Genomic DNA, 17,862 nt, shown 5'->3' with positions numbered 1-17,862 from the left:
CCAGGCCGACGCGCTGGCGCATGCCGCCCGAGAGCTGGCTGGGCATGGACGCGCCCCAGCCTCCGAGGCCCACCATGCCGAGGGCCTCCTCGGCCTTGGCCTCGCGCTCGGCCTTGTTCACGCCGCGCAGCGTCAGCGGGTAGGCGGCGTTCTCGCCGACGGTGCGGTGCGGCAGCAGGGCGAAGTGCTGGAACACCATCGACACCTTGCTGCGACGCACGTCGCGCAGGCCGTTCTTGGACAGGTGGGTGACGTCCTGCCCGTCGATCGTGATGACGCCGTCGGTCGGCTCGAGCAGGCCGTTGACCATGCGGATCAACGTCGACTTACCGGAACCGGACAGACCCATGACGACGAAGATCTCGCCGGGCTTCACGTCGAAGGTGGCGTCGATGACCGCGGCGGTCAGTCCCTCCTTGCGGAGCTGATCGCGGTCCGCGCCCTCTTTCAGCATCCGGACACCGCGTTGCGGTCGGCGCCCGAAGATCTTTGTCAGGCCACTTGCCTCGATGGCTGGCACAATTCTCCCTGGTCAGGGGCCATTTACTGGTCGTCGGACTCGGCCGGGGCCAGGCCCGTGCAGGCTGCGACCACCGGCTCGTCGGGCCGGTCGGTCACGAGTCGACACTCACGCACTACCCATCACACTAAGCGATATCTCGCGGGGACCGGCGGGGACCCCTGGAGCGGGCCGATGATCTTTATCACGATGTGTACCAATTTGTTATCGAGATGTGATCTGGCGCGCCTCGGGACAAGACATATCGGAAACATGGGCGCCCTTTGACCGGTGAGCGGCCTCACGATGATCCGGTCGGCCGTGTGCTCGACGTGCCCGCGTCGGGCCTAGGGTGGCGGCGTGCCTCGCGACCGCCTCCATCTCGGCCTCATGCTCGCCCTGACGTTCTCCACGGGGATCGCGGACGCCGTCGGCTTTCTCGGCCTCGACCGCGTCTTCACCGGCAACATGACGGGGAACGTGGTCATCCTCGGCATGGGCGTCGCCGGCGCCGACGACCTCCCCGTCGTCGGCCCGCTGCTGGCGTTCGTCACCTTCCTCGCGGGCGCCGGGCTCGGCGGCCTGGTGCTGCGCGCCGACGACGTCGGGTGGTCCGGACGCACGACGGCCTGCTTCGGCGCGGTCGGCGCGGTGCTCGTCGCCCTGACCGTGCTGCTCGGCGTCCACGACACCGACATGCCGCACGGCATCCAGCTCACGGTCACCGGGATGCTGGCGGGCGCGATGGGTCTCCAGGCCGCCGCGGCCCGACACCTCGCGGTCAAGGAGATCACCACCGTCGTGGTCACGAGTGCCATCACCGGGCTGGCCATGGACTCGCGACTCGTCGGGGGCCACGGACGTCACGTCGGCCGCCGGGTCGCGGCGATCGTCCTGCTCGGGGCCGGCGCCGGTGTCGGCGCCGCGCTGCTGCAGATCCACCTCGCCCTCGGCGTCGCCGTCAGCGCAGTGATCGCGCTGGCCGTGACCGTCGTCGGACACCTTCGCGGACGGGAGACCGCATGACCTTCACCCCACCACCCGCCTCGACCACCCGGCCCGACCTGCAGGGCACGTTCGGGATGGCCGCCTCCACGCACTGGCTGGCCACCGCGAGCGCCCAGTCGGTGCTGGAGCGGGACGGCAACGCCTTCGACGCCGCCTGCGCGGCGGCGTTCGTCCTGCACGTCGTCGAGCCGCACCTCAACGGACCCGGCGGCGACCTCGTCGGCCTGTTCAGCACCGCCGACGAACCCGACGACCCCCGCGTCCTCATGGGGCAGGGCCCGGCACCGGCGGGCGCCACGATCGACCACTACCGCGACACCGAGGGCCTCGATCTCGTCCCCGGCTCCGGCGCCCTGGCCGCCGCCGTCCCGGCCGCGGTCGACGCCTGGCTCGTGCTGCTGCGCGACCACGGCACCTGGACCGTGCGCGACGTGCTGGCCTACGCCGTCGGCTACGCCCGCGACGGCCACCCCGTGCTGCCGGCCGTGGCCGCGACCGTCGAACGGGTCAGCGGGCTCTTCGCCGAGCACTGGCCGACGTCGGCGGCGCGGTGGATGCCGGACAGCCGGCCCCCACGCGCCGGCGAGACGGTCACGAACCCCGCCTACGCCGCGCTGCTGGAGCAGCTCGGTGACGCCGCCGACGGCGCACCCTCCCGGGGCGCCGGGGTCGAGGCCGCCCGAACCGCCTGGCGCGAGCTGGTCGGACCCGCCGTGGAGGAGTTCGTCGCGACGCCGCACCGGCACGCCGACGGGCGCGACCACGCCGGCGTGATGACGGCGGCCGACGTCGCGGGGTCGTGGGCGGGCTACGAGCAGCCCACGACGACGGAGTTCCGGGGCCGCACGATCGTCAAGACGGGCGCCTGGGGCCAGGGGCCCGTGCTGCTGCAGGCGCTGCGCCTGCTGGACGGCTTCGAGGACGAGCGCCTGGACGTGGCCACCGAGCTCGGCGCGCACACGGTGCTCGAGACGCTCAAGCTGGCCCTCGCCGACCGGGACGCCTGGTACGGCGACACGGACGTGCCGCTGGACCACCTGCTGTCCGCCGCCTACGCGGCGGACCGTCGCGCACTCGTCGGCGACCGGGCCTCGCACGAGCTGCGGCCGGGCAGCGTCCCGGGGCGCACCGCTCCCCCGCTCCCGCCGCTGCGCACGGCCGGGGCCGCCGCCTCGGGCACCGGCGAACCGACCGTCCAGGTGAACGGCACCACCCGCGGCGACACCTGCCACCTCGACGTCGTCGACCGGTGGGGCAACATGATCAGCGCCACCCCCTCCGGGGGCTGGCTGCAGTCCTCCCCCACCATCCCGGCGCTCGGCTTCTGCCTCGGCACCCGGCTGCAGATGACCTGGCTGGACGAGTCCTCGCCGTCCCGGCTCGCCCCCGGCGTGCGGCCGCGCACGACGCTGTCGCCAACCCTCGTGCTCGACGGCGGCCTGCCGGTCATGGCCTGCGGCACGCCGGGCGGCGACCAGCAGGACCAGTGGCAGCTGCCGTTCCTGCTGCGCGTGCTGGTGGGCGGGTACACCCCGCAGGAGGCGATCGACGCCCCGACGCTGCACACCACCTCGATGGCCGACTCGTTCTGGCCCCGCGCCTGGACACCGGGCGGTGCCGTCGTCGAGTCGCGGCTCGGCGCCGACGTGATCGACGGGCTCGCACGGCGCGGCCACGTGCTCACCGAGGCGGGGCCGTGGTCGCTGGGCCGGCTGTCCGCGGTGACCCGGGACGCCGCCGGGGGCCTGCTCGGTGCCGCCGCCAACCCGCGCGGCGCACAGGGCTACGCGACGGGGCGGTGACCGGAGGGCCCGAGCTCGGAGGCTCAGGAGGCGACCGGACTCGACGGTACGATCGCGGGATGCCGGACATCGCGGACTCCATCACCCCGGGCGGCACGGGCCGTGGTCGCGCCGAGGTCGATGTCGTGGGCGTCGCGTGGATCGAGGGAACGCTCTATCTCCGCACGGTGACTCGGTGGAAGGACGACGCAGGGCACCCGATCACCGTGGTCGAGGACGACGGCTCGTGGTCTGGGGACGACCTCTCGGTACGCCTCCTCCTTCGCGAACGGGGAGGTGACCGCAAGGTCCCCGTCCCGACGAAGACGTCGCTGCACCTCGTCCGGACGGGGGCCGGCAGGGTCGCACCCGAGATCCGCGGCGAGTCGCGACTCGATCCGCGGCACGCCGACGACGGCTCGTGGTTGCCCGTCGCCGTCTGGGACCTCCGCGCCCGGACCCGCGGCCCGCGCGGAGCGTCCCACGTCGCAGCGACCACCGGCCTGGCACCACGGCCGGCACTCATCGCCGGACGACCGATGGTCGCCTATCAGGGCGGCGACGGCAGCTTCTCGCTCGACACCACCGGGAAGGTGCGATCCGTCGTGGACGACGGGTACGCGCGGCTCCGCGAGGCGACCGTCGACGCCGCGGCCGGCGACCCGAGGAACGTCTCGGTGCGCATGCCACTCGGGGGCCTGCGGGTGCACGGTCGTGGCAGGCTCTCCGGAATCGTCACGGCCCGGCCCGAGCCGTCCCCGGCGGATGCGCGACGCGGGCTCGGCGGGCGGGCGCTGGATGCGCTCGGGCGACTGCGGTCACGCAGCGCGATGGTCGAGGGCACGGCCCGACTCACGGCGGCCGGTGACGAGCCGGCACTGGCGCTCGACCTCACTCTCCCCACGGGCCGGTGGCGGCTCTGGTTCACGTTCTCCGGCCCCGACCGGCGATCGTCGTTCGTCCTCACCGTTCCCCCCACCGGAGCACCCGTGATCGAGGACGGACGTCAGGAAGCGAGCGATCCCGACGTCACGGTCGTCCTCCCCGACCACGGCGACGACGAGCTGGTCGAGGCATCCGTCCGCTCGGTGCGTGAGCAGACCCTGCCGGGTGACCGGGTACAGGTCGTCGTCGTACCCGCGGCAGGGGACGGCTCCACGGTCGGATCGGTCGCCAGGGCCCGCAACGCCGGCCTCGACGCGGCGCGTGGTCGCTACGTCGTCTTCCTCGACCCCGACGACCGGCTGACGAGGGCGGCGCTGGAGAAGCTCGTCGAGACGGCCGATGCAACGGGCGCCGACGTCACCGTCGGGCGATGGCTGGGCATCACCCGACGGAAGCTGACCCCACCCGTCTTCCGCAGCACCCGGCTCGACGCAGGGGCCGTCACCGGGCGTCTCCTCGCGGTCGTCGGTTCCCACCACGTGTTCCGCCGCGCTTTCGTCGACGAGCTGGGACTCCGCTTCGCGGAGGACCTTCCCGCCGGCAGCGACGTCCTCTTCGGCGCCGAGGCGGTGCTGCGCTCCCGACGCACGAGCGTGCTCGCCGACGACATCTACTACCAGCGGTTCGTGACCGGCGTCGAGATCCTGCCGCCCGAAGGTCCCCCCACGCCAAGTCAGGACCTCGAAGCGGCGCTCCGGCTCGCCGAGGTCGTCACCCGCTACACCGCCCCGGGCCGCCGTGACGTCGCGATGCGTCCGGTGGCATCGCCACTGGCCGCCGCTGCGCGACGTATAGCCGAGGAAGCCGGTCCTGACGAGCGCCGCCGTCTCGCGACGACAGCCGAGCAGCGCTTCGGCCAGCACCTGACCGGAGCCGTCCAGAGCGGAACCGACCAGGCAGGCGGGCTGCTCCTCGCCACCCTCGTCTCCGGCGACCCCGAGGCCCTCCACGATCTGAACGTCCACCTCCACGGCGAAGAGCCGCTCCGAGCCTCGGTCGACGGTGCTGACCTCCTCTACGACCTACCGCCGTCCGTGATGCGCGCTCTCGACCGCTCCCACCGGGTCGTCCCCGGACGTGTGGTGCGACACCAGCTCACCTCGTTGTCCGTGGACCACGGTGTGGCCCGTGCCGCCGGGTGGGTCGGCACCGCCGGCACCTGCCCACCACCCGACGAGGTGCGAGCTGCTCTCGTGCTGCGCGACAGCGACGTCCGGGTCGATCTACCGGTCGAGCTCGAAGGGCGCCATGCCGATGACACCGTCGAGGGGACCCGCTTCTCCGTGCGGATCGACCCTGCTGCGCTCGGCAAGAGCGGGCGCTGGGACCTCGTGGTGGCACCGTGCTGGGAGGGCGTCGCTCTCCCGTCGGTCCGCTTCGGGTCCAAGCGACCCAAGCACGTCGACGACATCACCGTCGACGCGACGGGCCGCGCGTTGGGCTCACCGACCACGGTGCTGTACACGACGCCCCACGGCAACCTGTCCGTCTCTCACGATGACGGGCTTCGCGCGGAGGAGGTCGAGGCCCGTCGGCTCGCCTTCGACGACGACGGGCGACCCCAGCTGGTGGTGGACGACGTCGGAGGGGGGAACGCACTGCGGTTCGACGCCGACGTCGACCCTGTCGGCCCCCGAGAAGCGCCTCACCAACTACCGTGGCGACGTCTCGACCAGGACGAGGTCGCCGTCCGGCTGCCGGTCCCCGCGCGGGGCACGTTGCGCTGCGTGGTATCGGTCGTCCACCGCGACATCCGAGGGACGTTGCACGTCCCGCCCGGGCTCTCCCCGATCGGGTCGAGCACCACGTCAGTCGAGCTCGACGGCGACGCGTTCGTCGTCTCCCATCGACCGGAGGTTGTGTCGGAATGAGTCCACTGCGCGTCTACTGGTGGCGCTGGAAGCACCCCGTGCGCACGAACTTCGGCGACGAGCTCAGCGCTCCCCTGATCGAGGAGCTCACCGGCCGGTCGGTGCGCTGGAGCCCCGTGCCCGAGGCCGACCTCGTCGCGGCGGGGTCGATCCTCACCGACGTCCTGCGGGAACACGTCACCTACCCCCCGTTCTGGGGAACCGGCTTCCACTGGCCCTATCGAGAGGAGATTCCCGAACAGGTGCGCCCGCACGCCGTGCGGGGTCGACTCACGGCGGAGCACTTCCCGGCTGACCAGCGGTCGGTCATGGCGCTGGGCGATCCCGGTATCCTCGCGAACCGACTCCTCGACCGTCCCGGGCGGACCAGGTACAGCATCGGCGTCGTGCCGCACTTCCGCGACACCGAGCACCCCGCCGTGCTCGACCTCGCCGGTCGCTCCGGGGTCCGGATCATCGACATCGGTTGGACGCCCACCGAAGTCGCGCGGGAAATCGCGGCCTGCGAGACGGTGCTCTCCTCGTCCCTGCACGGGATGATCGTCGCAGATGCGCTGGACGTGCCGAACGTGCACCTCCGGATGAACGAATCGGTGGGCGGACCCGTCCAGGGCCCTCTGCACGGACTGTTCAAGTACCGCGACTACTACTCGGCCTTCCCGGGCGAGCGACTCTACGAGCCGTGGTACGCCCCGGACGTCGTCGGGCTGCCGACCGCCGAGATCGTGACGAGGATCCACGAGCACTACCCGCCGCCGCACGGCATCCAGACCCTGCGCGACAGGCTCGTCGCAGCGCTCCCCGTGTGACCGGCCGGCTCCCGGCCGGTCGGTCGCGGAGCCGGCTTCAGCGGCCGCGGCCGACCACGCGCCCGACCTTGCGGCGCGCGCGGCGACCCAACTCGCCCACGAGCGCCGTCGCCGGGGCGTCGCCCACGGCGACCCTCTTCGCAAGGGCGTCCTCCAGGTCGCGGCGCCTGGAGCGCTCCCGCCGTCCGATGGAGAACAGGTCGGCGATCCGCTCGTTGTGCGCGACGCGCTGGCCGATGTCCGTCATGGCCGCGCGGTCCCACGAGATCTCCTTGGCCAGGGTCGGACCCAGGTCCCACAGGTGGCCGAACCGTGCAAAGTCCCCCGCGTAGATCGTCTCCAGCTGCTCGAGCACACCGTCGTCGAAGACCTCGCGCCCGGCCGCCAGGGGCGTGTCGTTCTCGCGCGGCATGGCGAGGTCATGAGGTTGACCGCGCCGTTCCAGATGCGCGCCGAGGTCCTCGAGCATTCGTGACAGCTCACGCATCTCGTAGATCCGGTCGTACGGGATCTGGTTCTCGCTGAGCCGGTCGGCCTGCGACCGGAAGTGGCCGTCACGCACGGGACCGTCACCGGCCGCGAGGGCGTCGACGAACCGCCGCCAGTCCTCCAGGACGTCGCCGGCGTCCTTCGGCACCCGCGGCAACCACGGCGCGCCGGCGAACTTGCGGTGGACGTAGACGGGGTCACCGACGAGGAACTTCGACTGCCACGCGGACCAGGCCCGCAGCCGGGGATCGCGGACGACCGCGAAGACGAACCAGCCGTTGGCCTGCGAGATCTCGGCCCGGCTCTCCGGCGACATCTCCGAGAGCCGGCCCACCCCCTTCCACAACCGCCGGTTGTGGACGAGCATCCTGCGGCTCTGCTCGTCGCTCAGCGCTCGACGAAACCCCTGGGGGTCCTGCCCGCTGACCTCGGCCAGCATCCACTTGATGCTGCTGCAGGCGTTCTTGGGCAGCTGCGTGTACAGGATCTTCTGGTCGGGAAACACCCAGGTGTTGCGCAACGTGGCTGCCTCAGCCGAGGTCGGACCACCGGTCATTCTCATCTCCAAGCGTGAACGAGGGGGCCGGCCCCGCGCGGACCGACCCCCGGGCCGATCAGGACGAGTGCGGCAGCCCGCCGATCATGCCCGCCGCCACCGTCCGGTTGGTCGACTCGTCCACGAGGATGAACGACCCCGTCTGGGGGTTCTGCTGGTACGGGTCGACGAACAGAGGCTGCGTCACCCGGAGCTGGATGCGGCCGATCTCGTTCAGCTTGATCTCGGTCGCCTCCTCGTCACGGTGCAGCGTGTTGACGTCGACGCGGTAGTTGATGTCCTTGACCATCGCCCGCGCCCACCGCGTGGTGTGCTTGATCGCGTACTTCTTGCCCTTGACCAGTGACGACTCGGAGTCCATCCAGCAGATCTGCGCGTCGATGTTCTGCAGGGCCGCCGGCGTGTTGTTCGGTCGCGCGATCATGTCCCCACGGGAGATGTCGATCTCGTCCGCCAGGCGGACGGTCACGGCCATCGGGGGGTAGGCCTCCTCGACCGGACCGTCGGCGGTGTCGATCGCCTCGATGGTCGTCTCGAGGCCGGCCGGCAGCGCGACGACCTTGTCACCGGGCTTCATGACGCCGGACGCGACCGTGCCCGCGTACCCGCGGTAGTCACGGGCGTCGTGCGACTGCGGCCGGATCACGTACTGGACGGGGAACCGGACGTCCATGAGGTTGCGGTCGGAGGCGACGTGCAGCCGCTCGAGGTGGCTGAGCAGCGCCGGCCCGTCGTACCAGGGGGTGTTCTCCGAGCGGTTGACGACGTTGTCGCCCTCCAGCGCCGAGATCGGGATGAACGTCAGGTCCGGGACACGCAGGCGGGACGCGAACTCCGTGAAGTCTCGGCGGATGTTCTCGAACACCTCCTCGTCGTAGTCGACGAGGTCCATCTTGTTCACGCAGACCACGATGTGCGGCACGCCGAGCAGCGTCGCCAGGAACGTGTGTCGGCGCGACTGCTCGATGACGCCCTTGCGCGCGTCGACGAGGATCAGCGCGACGTCGGCTGTCGAGGCGCCCGTGACCATGTTCCGGGTGTACTGGATGTGCCCCGGGGTGTCAGCGATGATGAACTTGCGCTTCGGCGTCGCGAAGTAGCGGTACGCGACGTCGATCGTGATGCCCTGCTCCCGCTCGGCGCGCAGGCCGTCGGTGAGGAGCGCGAGGTCGGTGTAGTCGTTGCCGCGGTCCTTCGAGACCTGCTCCACCGAGTCCAGCTGGTCCTCGAAGATCGTCTTCGAGTCGAACAGCAGGCGGCCGATGAGGGTCGACTTGCCGTCGTCGACGGACCCGGCCGTCGCGAACCGCAGCAGGTCGATGGAGCCGTCGGTCAGAGCCTCGGCGGTGGTGTTCTCGGTCGTGGTCATGGCTTAGAAGTAGCCCTCTCGCTTGCGGTCCTCCATCGCGGCCTCGCTCACCTTGTCGTCGCCACGCGTGGCGCCGCGCTCGGTGATCCGGACCGCCGCGACCTCCTCGACGATGGCCTCGAGGGTGGTCGCCTTCGACTCGACGGCGGCGGTCAGGTTCGCGTCACCGACCGTGCGGTACCGCACGGACCGGACCTCGGAGGTCTCCCCCTCCTTGAGGGGCGTGAACTCGTTGACGGCGAACAGCATGCCGTCGCGCTCCACGACCTCGCGCTCCTGGGCGAGGTAGAGGTCCGGGATGTCGATCTGCTCGGCCGCGATGTAGGACCAGATGTCCAGCTCGGTCCAGTTGGACAGCGGGAAGACCCGGATCGACTCGCCCTGGTGGACCCGGCCGTTGTACAGGCTCCAGATCTCGGGGCGCTGGTTCTTCGGGTCCCACTGACCGAAGTCGTCGCGGAACGAGAAGACGCGCTCCTTGGCACGGGCCTTCTCCTCGTCGCGCCGGCCACCACCGAACGCGGCGTCGAAGCCGTGCTTCTCGACGGCCTCCAGGAGCACCGGCGTCTGGATGCGGTTGCGCGAGCCGTTCGGCTCCTCCTGGACCAGGCCGCGGTCGATCGCGTCCTGCACGGAGGCGACGACCAGCTGGACCCCGAGGTTCTCCACCCAGCGGTCACGGCAGTCGAGCACGGTCTGGAAGTTCAGACCGGTGTCGACGTGCATGATCGGGAACGGGATGCGCGCCGGGGCGAAGGCCTTCGCCGCCATGTGCAGCATCACGATGGAGTCCTTGCCGCCGGAGAACAGCAGGACGGGACGCTGCATCTCCGCCGCCACCTCCCGGAAGACGTGGATGCTCTCCGCTTCGAGGCTGCGGAGCTGGCTCAGGACGTGGGACGTCACGACTGGGCACCTTCCTTGATCGCCACGCCGACCTCCTGCAGCGCCGCGCGCAGGTGCGCGGTCAGGGCCGGGTGGCAGACGAACAGATCGGGGAGCCAGGGGTCCTGGCGGTTGTACTCGAGCGGGGAGCCGTCGAGCCGGGTCGCCGTGTGGCCGGCGGCCAGCGCGACACCGACGGGCGCCGCCGAGTCCCACTCGTATTGTCCACCACCGTGGACGTAGGCATCGACCGTGCCGTCGACGGCGGAGACCACCTTGACGCCGGCCGAGCCCATCGGCACCAGCTCGACGTCGTCGCGCCGGGCGAGGTCGGCGACGAACTGCGGGGGCCGGGAGCGGCTGGCGGCGATGCGGAGCGGGCGATCGCCCGCCAGGACCGCCTCGGCGGCCTCGTCCAGGTCCTTGGCCGACGAAGGCGTCACCGTCGTGTGCACGACCTGACGGGCCGGCAGCGCGACGGCGGCTGCCGCGAGACCTCCGGGACCGGCGGTGGCGTCCTCCTGGCCGCGCACCCAGAGGGCGACGTGCACGGCGAAGTCGTCGCGCCACGAGCCGTCCTCGGTGCGCTCGGCGAACTCCCGGGTGCCGTCCAGCGGGTCGATGATCCAGACCCGGTCGGCGTCGAGCCGAGCCGCGCCGTCCTTCGCCTCCTCGGACAGGACCGCATCCTCCGGGCGGGCGTGCGTCAGGGCGGCGGCCAGCCAGCTCTGGGCGGCCGCGTCGCCGGCGTTCTTCAGCTCCCGGGGGTCGAACTCGCCCCCGGCGGCGTCGACGTCGGCGCGCAGCGAGAGCAGCACCCGTCCCGCCTTCTCGGCCAGAGCGGCGGCCAGATCGCCGTCGCCCGTCGTCGGGTCAGGAAGCGCCGGTGATGGCGTGGTCATCGAGCTCCTCGTGTCTCGGGGCTTGGCACGCGACGGGCCAAGGACTCGGCCGAGGCTACCATTGCGGCCATGTCTGGCCACGCCTCGATCCGCCGTGCGGGACCCGTCCTGCCCCGGTCCGCCGGGGCGGCGCGCGGGACGGCGTCGACGGACCCGCCACCCGCCCGGGGCACGGAGGGGTCGCACCGGTGATCGACGTCGATCCCGCCCTCGCGCTCGGCGGCCTCGTCGTCGGCTTCGTGGTCGGTCTGACGGGCATGGGTGGCGGGGCGCTCATGACCCCCATGCTGATCTTCGTGTTCCGGGTCGACCCCCTGGTCGCCGTCTCGAGCGACATCGTCGCGAGCCTCTTCATGAAGCCGGCGGGCGCCGTCGTCCACCTCCGGCGTCGGACGGCGAACCTGCAGCTCGTCGGCTGGCTCTGCGTCGGGTCGGTCCCGGCGGCCTTCGGCGGCGTCTTCCTGATCCGGGCGCTCCCCTTCGGCGACTCCCTGGACGAGGCCCTGCGCCTCGTGCTCGGCGTCGCCCTCCTGCTCGCGGCGACGATGCTCGTCGTGCGCGCGACGATCGGCATGGTGCAGCACCAGCGCGCCCTCGGGGAGGGGCCCGTCCGTCCGACCAACGCCGGGGTGGTGGTCCGCCCGGTCCCCACGGTCGCCCTGGGGGCGGTCGCGGGTCTGCTCGTGGGCATGACGTCGGTCGGGTCGGGGTCGATCGTCATCGTGGCGCTGCTGATGCTCTACCCCGCGCTCAAGGCCTCCAACCTGGTCGGCACCGATCTCGTGCAGGCCGTGCCGCTGGTCGCCGCGGCCGCGCTCGGCCACCTGATGTACGGGGACTTCTCGCTGGACCTGACCACCTCGCTGCTGATCGGCGCCGTCCCCGGCGCGTGGGCCGGCGCCCACGTCTCCAGCCGGGCCCCGGGCGGCCTCATCCGACGCGCGCTCGCCGTCCTCCTGCTCGCCTCCGGGCTGAAGCTGCTGGGCGCACCGCTCGCCGTCGTGCTGGGTGCCGCCGCGGTCGCGCTGGTCGGGGGGAACATCGCCTGGGTCGTGATCAGGGACCGGCTGGCCCACCACCCACCACGCACCCCGCCGACGCCGGACCGGGCGTCGGTCTCGACGACGAAGGACGACACCGAACGCCCATGAACACACCGGAGACGACCTACGTCCTGAGCCCGGTCGAGCTCGACCTGCTCGAGCTCCACCTCGGTGGCGGGACGGACACGCTGACCCTGCTCGACCGCCCGGTGCAGGGACCCGTGACGCTCACCGACGCGGAGAACACGCCGCTGGCCGTCCTCGGGGAGGACGGCACCGCGACCGCGCTCAAGCCGATCGCCCGCGCCGCGGGACCGCACTGGGACCCGGCGGTGCGCCGCGGCGCGCACGACGTCGCGCACGAGATCCGCCGCGAGGTCGGGCCCGTCGGTGACGTGCTGGCCCTCCTGGTCGACGCCGCCCCGACACGGGACGAGCTGGACGCCCTCGACGGTCTCGTCGCCGGAGCCGCCGCCGTGCTGGTGCTGGTGCCCGCGTCCCGGCGGCACCCGGAGCCCGGTCACCTCGGCGCGCCCGGCCTCGCGCGCGTCGGCACCGTGGTGGGCGACGCCGTCGCCGCCGCGTTCGACGGGCCGGTCCGGACCGTCGTCGTGCCCTGGGCCGACGGCGCCGGACTGCGCTGGGACGACGTCGCCGCCCACCACGGCGCGGACCGCGTGGAGCGCCTGGCCGACCACCGCACTCCCCCGACGGCGGAGCGGGTGGCAGGTCTGGGCACGCTGTGGTCGAGGGAGGTCGGGACCCTGTACCCCGACGCCGTCGCCCGGGAGGTGGAGCACGCCGCGCGCGGTGCCCGGTCCGAGGGCACGGTCGTGTTCTTCACCGGCCTGTCCGGTTCCGGCAAGTCCACCGTCGCCCAGGCGCTGGCGGCCGAGCTCGACGACGAGGGGCGCCACACGACCCTCCTCGACGGCGACGCCGTGCGACAGCACCTGTCCAAGGGCCTCGGGTTCGACAAGGCGTCGCGCGAGCTGAACGTCGAGCGCATCGGCTACGTGGCCTCGCTGGTCGCGTACCACGGGGGTGTCGCGATCGCGGCACCGATCGCCCCGTTCGCGTCCGGGCGTGCCCGGGTGCGGGAGATGGCCCAGGCCGCCGGCAGGTTCGTCCTCGTGCACGTCTCCACACCGCTGGAGGTCTGCGAGGCGCGGGACCGCAAGGGCCTCTACGCCAAGGCCCGTGCCGGCGAGATCCCCGAGTTCACCGGGATCTCGTCACCGTACGAGGAGCCGACCGACGCCGACCTCGTCGTCGACACGTCGGTGACCTCGGTGGAGGATGCCGTCGCGCGCGTCAAGGACCTGCTCTGAGCCCGGGCGACGGTCAGGCGTCGGGCGCCGGCGCCTTGTCCTGGCGCCGGGCCCTGCCGCCCGAGACCTGACCGCCGCCCCCGCCGTTGCGCTTGCGGCGTCGGCCCCCCGCCTGGCCGCTGGACCGGGCCTGCCGGTGCGCCCGGACGAACTCGCGATAGGCCGCCGTGACCTCCTCGACAGGTCCGTCCATCACGAGCTGGCCCTGGTGCATCCACAGCACCCGGGTGCACATCGCCTCGATCGTGGAGATCGAGTGGCTCACCAGGAAGACCGTTCCTGCCTGCTGCCGGACCTCGGCGATGCGTGCCTTGGAACGCGCCTTGAACGCGGCGTCACCGGTGGCCAGTGCTTCGTCGACCATGAGGATGTCGGGGATGGCCGCCGAGCTGATCGCGAAGCGGAGGCGTGCCGCCATCCCGGAGGAGTAGGTCTTCATGGGCATGTCCACGAAGTCGCCGATGTCCGCGAACTCGACGACCTCGTCGAACCTCTCGTCCACCTGCTTGGGTGTCATGCCGAGGGCCAGGCCACCGATCTCGATGTTCTTCGCCCCGGTCATCTGCGGCATGAGCGCGGCGTTGACCCCCAGGAGCGCCGGTTCGCCGTCCACGTACACCGACCCGGAGTGCGGGGGGATGAGGCCGGTGATCGCCCGCAACAGCGTCGACTTGCCCGAGCCGTTGATGCCGACGATCCCGATCGACTCCCCGTGCCGGGCCATGAAGGACACGCCGCGGACCGCATGGACCTCGGAGACGGCCCCGACGTGCTGGCGTCCGGCGCCGAGCAACCGCTTGACGAGGCTGCGCCGGGGCGGCTCGGCGTCCTGGACGTGGATCCCCTGCGCGCGGGCGCTCTCGGCCGTCTTGCCGCCGAACACCCGGAAGACGATGTGCAGGTCGTCGACGACCAGGCACGGATCACCGAGCGGGATCGCCTCCGCGTGCTCACCGGCGTCGTCGGCCTCGTCCTCCATGTCGAAGTCGAGGTGGGCGTCCGCCTCGGACACGTCGTCAGTCACGTCCGTACCTCTCCTCACCGCGCCAGAAGATGATGAATCCGGCGACGAAGAACACCACGGCCCAGATGATGCCGAGCCACCACTTGAACGGGTCCTGCAGGAACGCGTCCTCGTTCATCAGAGACGCCCGGGCCAGGTAGAGATACACCGCGACCGGCTGGTACTCGAGGATCGTGGTCGTCCAGCCCTGCATCCACTGGGGCAGCTCGTTGACGTACCGCACCACGGGGAAGATGACACCGGAGGCGTACATCGTGAGACGCAGGACGAAGCTGATGACGTTGTCCAGGTCGGGCGTGATCGCGACCAGCCGCGCCATGATGAACGCGATCCCCATGTTGAAGACCCAGAGCAGACCGACGGCCGGGACCAGCAGCAACCACTCCCACGTCAGGGGCACGGGGTCGTAGCTGGGCAGCAGTCCGGACCCCAGGACGATCAGGCACATGACCACCAGCGACGGCACGAGCGTCGTCAGGTGGGACATGACGTTCGACAGCGGCAGCACCGCACGCGGGAAGTGGAGGGAGCGGATCAGGTTGGACCGCTTGGCGATCGACTGCGCCCCGCCGTTGACCGACTGCTCCACGAACCGGAAGAGGAAGACGCCGATGACGATGAAGGCGATGGTGTTGTCGACACCACGGCTCACGTTGAGCAGCATGCCGAAGATCAGCACGTAGACCGAAGCGTTGAGGATCGGGTTGAGCACCGCCCACAGCTGGCCGAGGTAGGTGTTCTGGTTGCGGGCGTACGCGGTGGACGTGCCGAGCACCCGGATGAACGGTCCGCGCCGGGCCACATCCTTGATGTAGGTCCACAACGGCGGGCGGACGCCCATCTTCGTCAGGCCGTACTTCTCCGCCTCTGCCCGTCGCTCGGCGGACGAGGTCGCCGGCACGACGGGAGCGGGTGCTTCCGGCGATGATGGACGTTGTGCGCCCTGCGTACCCGAGGTCGCGGTCTTCACGGGGGTCACGATACGGTGCGAACCTGTCTCTCAGGGAATCCGACGGTCCGATCGTACCTACAGGGCGTGAGGCGTTCCGAACCAGGTCGGACATGCTGTCCGATGTCGAGCACCGTTCATCCGGGCGCCATCCCCACGCCGTCTCGAGGTCGTCCGGCGCTGCGACGCTGACCGCGTGAGCGCACTGGTCGAGTCCCCGCTGCAACTGCTCTGCGCCGTCGAGGCGCACGCCGCCGGCCACACCGAGGGGCGCCTGCGCATCACGGCTCGCCAGGGGGTGCCCACGATGCCCGACACCGTGGCGGCGCTTCGCGAGCTCGGCCTGCCCGACGGGGTGGACGTGCAGGTCGGGCCCGCGCGCCGGGCACTGGCTCCGGAGGAGCCCTGGGTGTGCGGCGACCCCTTCTCCGGCGCGTACCAGGCGGCGCTGTCGACGGGCACTCCCTCGCGCCAGGTGGTGGTCGACGACGGCCTGGGCACCCTCGACGTCGTCGACCGGCTCGTGTCGGGCCGGCCACTCGTCCGGCTCTCCGCCCCGCGCCACCCCGTCCGGCGAGTCCTGGGCGCGATGACCACCCGACGGCTGCGACGACAGGCCGCTCGGGGTGGGCTCACCCTCTGCACGATGCTGCCGCTGGGCGACGCCCGCCGTGCGGCGCTGTCCCGGCTCGGCGTGGAGGTGGTCGAGCACTCCTTCGAGTGGTTGGCGTCCCACACCCCCACCGGTCCGGACGCCGCCGGCGCCGAACCGACGGTCGTGGTCGGGTCCGCGCTCGTGGCAGATCGACTGGTGCACCCCGACCACTACCTCACCTGGCTCCGCGGGCTCGCCGCCGACGGTCCGGTGCGGTACGTGCCGCACCGGCGTCATCACCCGCTCGTGACCGCCGCTGTCGAGACGCTTCCCGGCGTCCGGGTCGACGCGCCCGGCGCCCCGGTGGAGCTGCGTCTGCGCGGCCTGGACCCCGACCAGCAGGTCGTCTCGCTGCCGTCGACGTCGGCGGTGACGCTGACGCGGCTGCTCGGCCCCCGCGGTGTCCGGGTCACCACGCACGACGTCCCCGACTCCTGGTGGACACCGCACGCGACCCCGGCGCTGCGCGACCACCTCCGCCGCGCGGCCCGGCTCGCCCGGGCAGCCACGCCGTCGCGGCGCCCGTCACCGGCCCGCGTCCGGGTGTCATGAGCGTCCCCCGCGTCCTGGCGGTGGCCGACTCGGACTCCTACCTGAAGTGGGCGGCGTGGACCCTGGCCGGTCTCCGGCTCGCGGATCCTGCGAATGCGCGGGGCCCCGAGGTGGTCGTCGTGCGCTCTCCTCTGGCACCCAGCGCAGCCCAGCGGCACGCCGCGACCGTCGGCACGGCGATCCCGGACCCCGACGTCCTCGGGCCGTGGGGGGTCGGCCGTCTCGTGGCCGACACCCGACCGGACGTCGTGCTCGTGGCGGCCACGGGTCCCGTCGCCGAGCTCGTCGCACGCCAGGTCGTGCGCGCCACCCGGCGGAGCGGTCGACCTGCGCTGGTGACGGGGCTGCCCGGGATGGCCCTGCCGGCCACCCCGCACGGCACCGGGTGGCGCCGGTGGGCCGACGCCTTCGTCGTGCACGGCCCGCAGGAGGTAGCCCCCTACGCCGAGGCCTTCGCCGCCCACGGTGTCGGTCCTCGCCTCGTGCTGTCCCGCCTGCCGTTCATGCCGCGGGCCGGGACCGACCGGCCGGACCCGCCCGTCGCACCGCGTCGCGTGGTGTTCGCCGCGCAGGCGAAGGTTCCCGCGACCCGTGCGGAGCGGTTGCGCCTGCTCGACGGTCTGGCGACGCTGACGGACGACGGGTACCGGGTGGTCGTGAAGCTGCGAGGGCGGGGCGGGGAGCGACAGACGCACAACGAGCCGTTCCCGCTCGACGTGCTGTGGGACGCCGAGCACGGCCGGCTCGGACGCTCGCGCGGCGACCTGGACTTCGCCGTCGGCGCGCTCTCCGACCATCTCGGGCCGGGGACCGCCCTCGTGACCGTGAGCTCGACCGCGGCGCTGGAGTCACTCGCCCGCGGTCTGCCCACCGTGCTGGTCCAGGACTTCGGGGTGGGTCCCGACCAGCTCAACGAGGCCTTCGCCGGCTCCGGGTGCCTGCGACGCCTGGAAGAGATCGCGGACACGCTGCGCGGTGGCGGTCCCGTCCCGGACCCGGCCTGGTGCGAGGACGGCTACCTCCACACGCGTGACGACCTGCCCGGGACGGTCGCGGTGCTCGGCGACCTGTCCCGCCGGGGCGCGCTGCCGCCGGCCACGACCGCGCCGTGGTCGTGGCCACGGCACGTCTGGGCGGCAGCGCGCAGCGCCCTGCCGACCGCCGTCTCGGCACGCCTTCGTCGCCGGCCGTGAC

16 protein-coding genes are annotated in these 17,862 nt (G+C 72.2%); 9 read left to right on the top strand and 7 right to left on the bottom strand.

Annotated elements, in window-relative coordinates; all coding sequences use genetic code 11:
* Positions 1 to 454: ATP-binding cassette domain-containing protein (locus Q6347_RS15040; RefSeq protein ID WP_304607780.1), on the bottom strand; the 454-nt coding region annotated here is incomplete at its 3' end.
* A 405-nt stretch (positions 455 to 859) separates the two neighbouring features.
* Here Q6347_RS15040 and Q6347_RS15035 point away from each other — a divergent pair.
* Genes Q6347_RS15035 through Q6347_RS15020 form a run of 4 tightly spaced genes read left to right on the top strand, consistent with a single transcriptional unit; the run spans position 860 to position 6,913 of the window.
* The gene (locus Q6347_RS15035) at positions 860 to 1,525 is read left to right on the top strand and encodes a YoaK family protein (protein ID WP_304607779.1); all 666 of its coding nucleotides are present in this window, start codon (positions 860 to 862) and stop codon (positions 1,523 to 1,525) included.
* Positions 1,522 to 3,309, top strand: coding sequence for a gamma-glutamyltransferase family protein (locus Q6347_RS15030; protein ID WP_304607778.1), 1,788 nt, complete (start codon positions 1,522 to 1,524; stop codon positions 3,307 to 3,309). Before Q6347_RS15035 ends, Q6347_RS15030 begins: the two co-directional genes overlap by 4 nt.
* Before the next feature lie 59 nt (positions 3,310 to 3,368).
* Complete coding sequence (locus Q6347_RS15025) at positions 3,369 to 6,104, top strand: glycosyltransferase (protein WP_304607777.1); 2,736 nt, start codon at positions 3,369 to 3,371, stop codon at positions 6,102 to 6,104.
* Positions 6,101 to 6,913, top strand: a complete 813-nt coding sequence (locus tag Q6347_RS15020; RefSeq protein ID WP_304607776.1) for a polysaccharide pyruvyl transferase family protein — start codon at positions 6,101 to 6,103, stop codon at positions 6,911 to 6,913. The genes Q6347_RS15025 and Q6347_RS15020 overlap by 4 nt, the downstream gene beginning before the upstream one ends.
* A 37-nt stretch (positions 6,914 to 6,950) precedes the next feature.
* Here the strand turns inward: Q6347_RS15020 and Q6347_RS15015 are convergent, their stop codons facing one another.
* The 4 genes from Q6347_RS15015 to Q6347_RS15000 all read right to left on the bottom strand — a co-directional run bounded on the left by Q6347_RS15015 (position 6,951) and on the right by Q6347_RS15000 (position 11,114).
* Positions 6,951 to 7,922: a sulfotransferase family 2 domain-containing protein gene (locus Q6347_RS15015; RefSeq protein WP_304607775.1), complete on the bottom strand. Its 972-nt coding sequence runs from the start codon at positions 7,920 to 7,922 to the stop codon at positions 6,951 to 6,953.
* A gap of 94 nt (positions 7,923 to 8,016) precedes the next feature.
* Complete coding sequence (cysN, locus tag Q6347_RS15010; protein ID WP_171247384.1) at positions 8,017 to 9,327, bottom strand: sulfate adenylyltransferase subunit CysN; 1,311 nt, start codon at positions 9,325 to 9,327, stop codon at positions 8,017 to 8,019.
* Between the two features lie 3 nt (positions 9,328 to 9,330).
* Positions 9,331 to 10,233: a sulfate adenylyltransferase subunit CysD gene (cysD, locus tag Q6347_RS15005; RefSeq protein ID WP_171247385.1), complete on the bottom strand. Its 903-nt coding sequence runs from the start codon at positions 10,231 to 10,233 to the stop codon at positions 9,331 to 9,333.
* Complete coding sequence (locus tag Q6347_RS15000) at positions 10,230 to 11,114, bottom strand: inositol monophosphatase family protein (protein WP_304607774.1); 885 nt, start codon at positions 11,112 to 11,114, stop codon at positions 10,230 to 10,232. The genes cysD and Q6347_RS15000 overlap by 4 nt, the downstream gene beginning before the upstream one ends.
* A gap of 69 nt (positions 11,115 to 11,183) precedes the next feature.
* Here Q6347_RS15000 and Q6347_RS14995 point away from each other — a divergent pair, with 69 nt between their 5' ends.
* From Q6347_RS14995 to cysC, 3 genes are read left to right on the top strand one after another with little or no spacing between them, the layout of a single operon-like run.
* A complete protein-coding gene (locus Q6347_RS14995) occupies positions 11,184 to 11,306 on the top strand; it encodes a hypothetical protein (RefSeq protein ID WP_304607773.1) in 123 nt (40 codons plus the stop codon).
* Positions 11,303 to 12,265, top strand: coding sequence for a sulfite exporter TauE/SafE family protein (locus tag Q6347_RS14990; RefSeq protein WP_304603327.1), 963 nt, complete (start codon positions 11,303 to 11,305; stop codon positions 12,263 to 12,265). The genes Q6347_RS14995 and Q6347_RS14990 overlap by 4 nt, the downstream gene beginning before the upstream one ends.
* On the top strand, positions 12,262 to 13,488 hold the full coding sequence (gene cysC / locus Q6347_RS14985) for an adenylyl-sulfate kinase (RefSeq protein ID WP_304607772.1): 1,227 nt from the start codon (positions 12,262 to 12,264) through the stop codon (positions 13,486 to 13,488). The genes Q6347_RS14990 and cysC overlap by 4 nt, the downstream gene beginning before the upstream one ends.
* Positions 13,489 to 13,501: 13 nt before the next feature.
* On the opposite strand, the gene Q6347_RS14980 is transcribed toward cysC, so the two are convergent.
* Positions 13,502 to 14,512, bottom strand: coding sequence for an ABC transporter ATP-binding protein (locus Q6347_RS14980; RefSeq protein WP_369810867.1), 1,011 nt, complete (start codon positions 14,510 to 14,512; stop codon positions 13,502 to 13,504).
* Entirely contained in the window at positions 14,505 to 15,413 is a 909-nt protein-coding gene (locus Q6347_RS14975; protein WP_304607771.1) for an ABC transporter permease, read from the bottom strand. Before Q6347_RS14975 ends, Q6347_RS14980 begins: the two co-directional genes overlap by 8 nt.
* Before the next feature lie 244 nt (positions 15,414 to 15,657).
* On the opposite strand from Q6347_RS14975, the gene Q6347_RS14970 reads away from it, so the two are divergent.
* Together Q6347_RS14970 and Q6347_RS14965 are read left to right on the top strand one after the other, a co-directional pair.
* The gene (locus tag Q6347_RS14970) at positions 15,658 to 16,668 is read left to right on the top strand and encodes a hypothetical protein (protein WP_304607770.1); all 1,011 of its coding nucleotides are present in this window, start codon (positions 15,658 to 15,660) and stop codon (positions 16,666 to 16,668) included.
* Positions 16,665 to 17,861 (top strand): DUF6716 putative glycosyltransferase, encoded by a 1,197-nt coding sequence (locus Q6347_RS14965; RefSeq protein WP_304607769.1) that lies wholly within the window; start codon positions 16,665 to 16,667, stop codon positions 17,859 to 17,861. Before Q6347_RS14970 ends, Q6347_RS14965 begins: the two co-directional genes overlap by 4 nt.
* The last annotated feature ends 1 nt before the right edge of the window (position 17,862 follow it).

It is taken from the genome of Isoptericola sp. b408 (assembly GCF_030588085.1).
Taxonomy (GTDB): Bacteria; Actinomycetota; Actinomycetes; order Actinomycetales; family Cellulomonadaceae; genus Isoptericola; species Isoptericola sediminis.
Note: the sequence above shows the minus strand (reverse complement) of the source record. Positions and strands in the feature narration are given on the sequence as shown.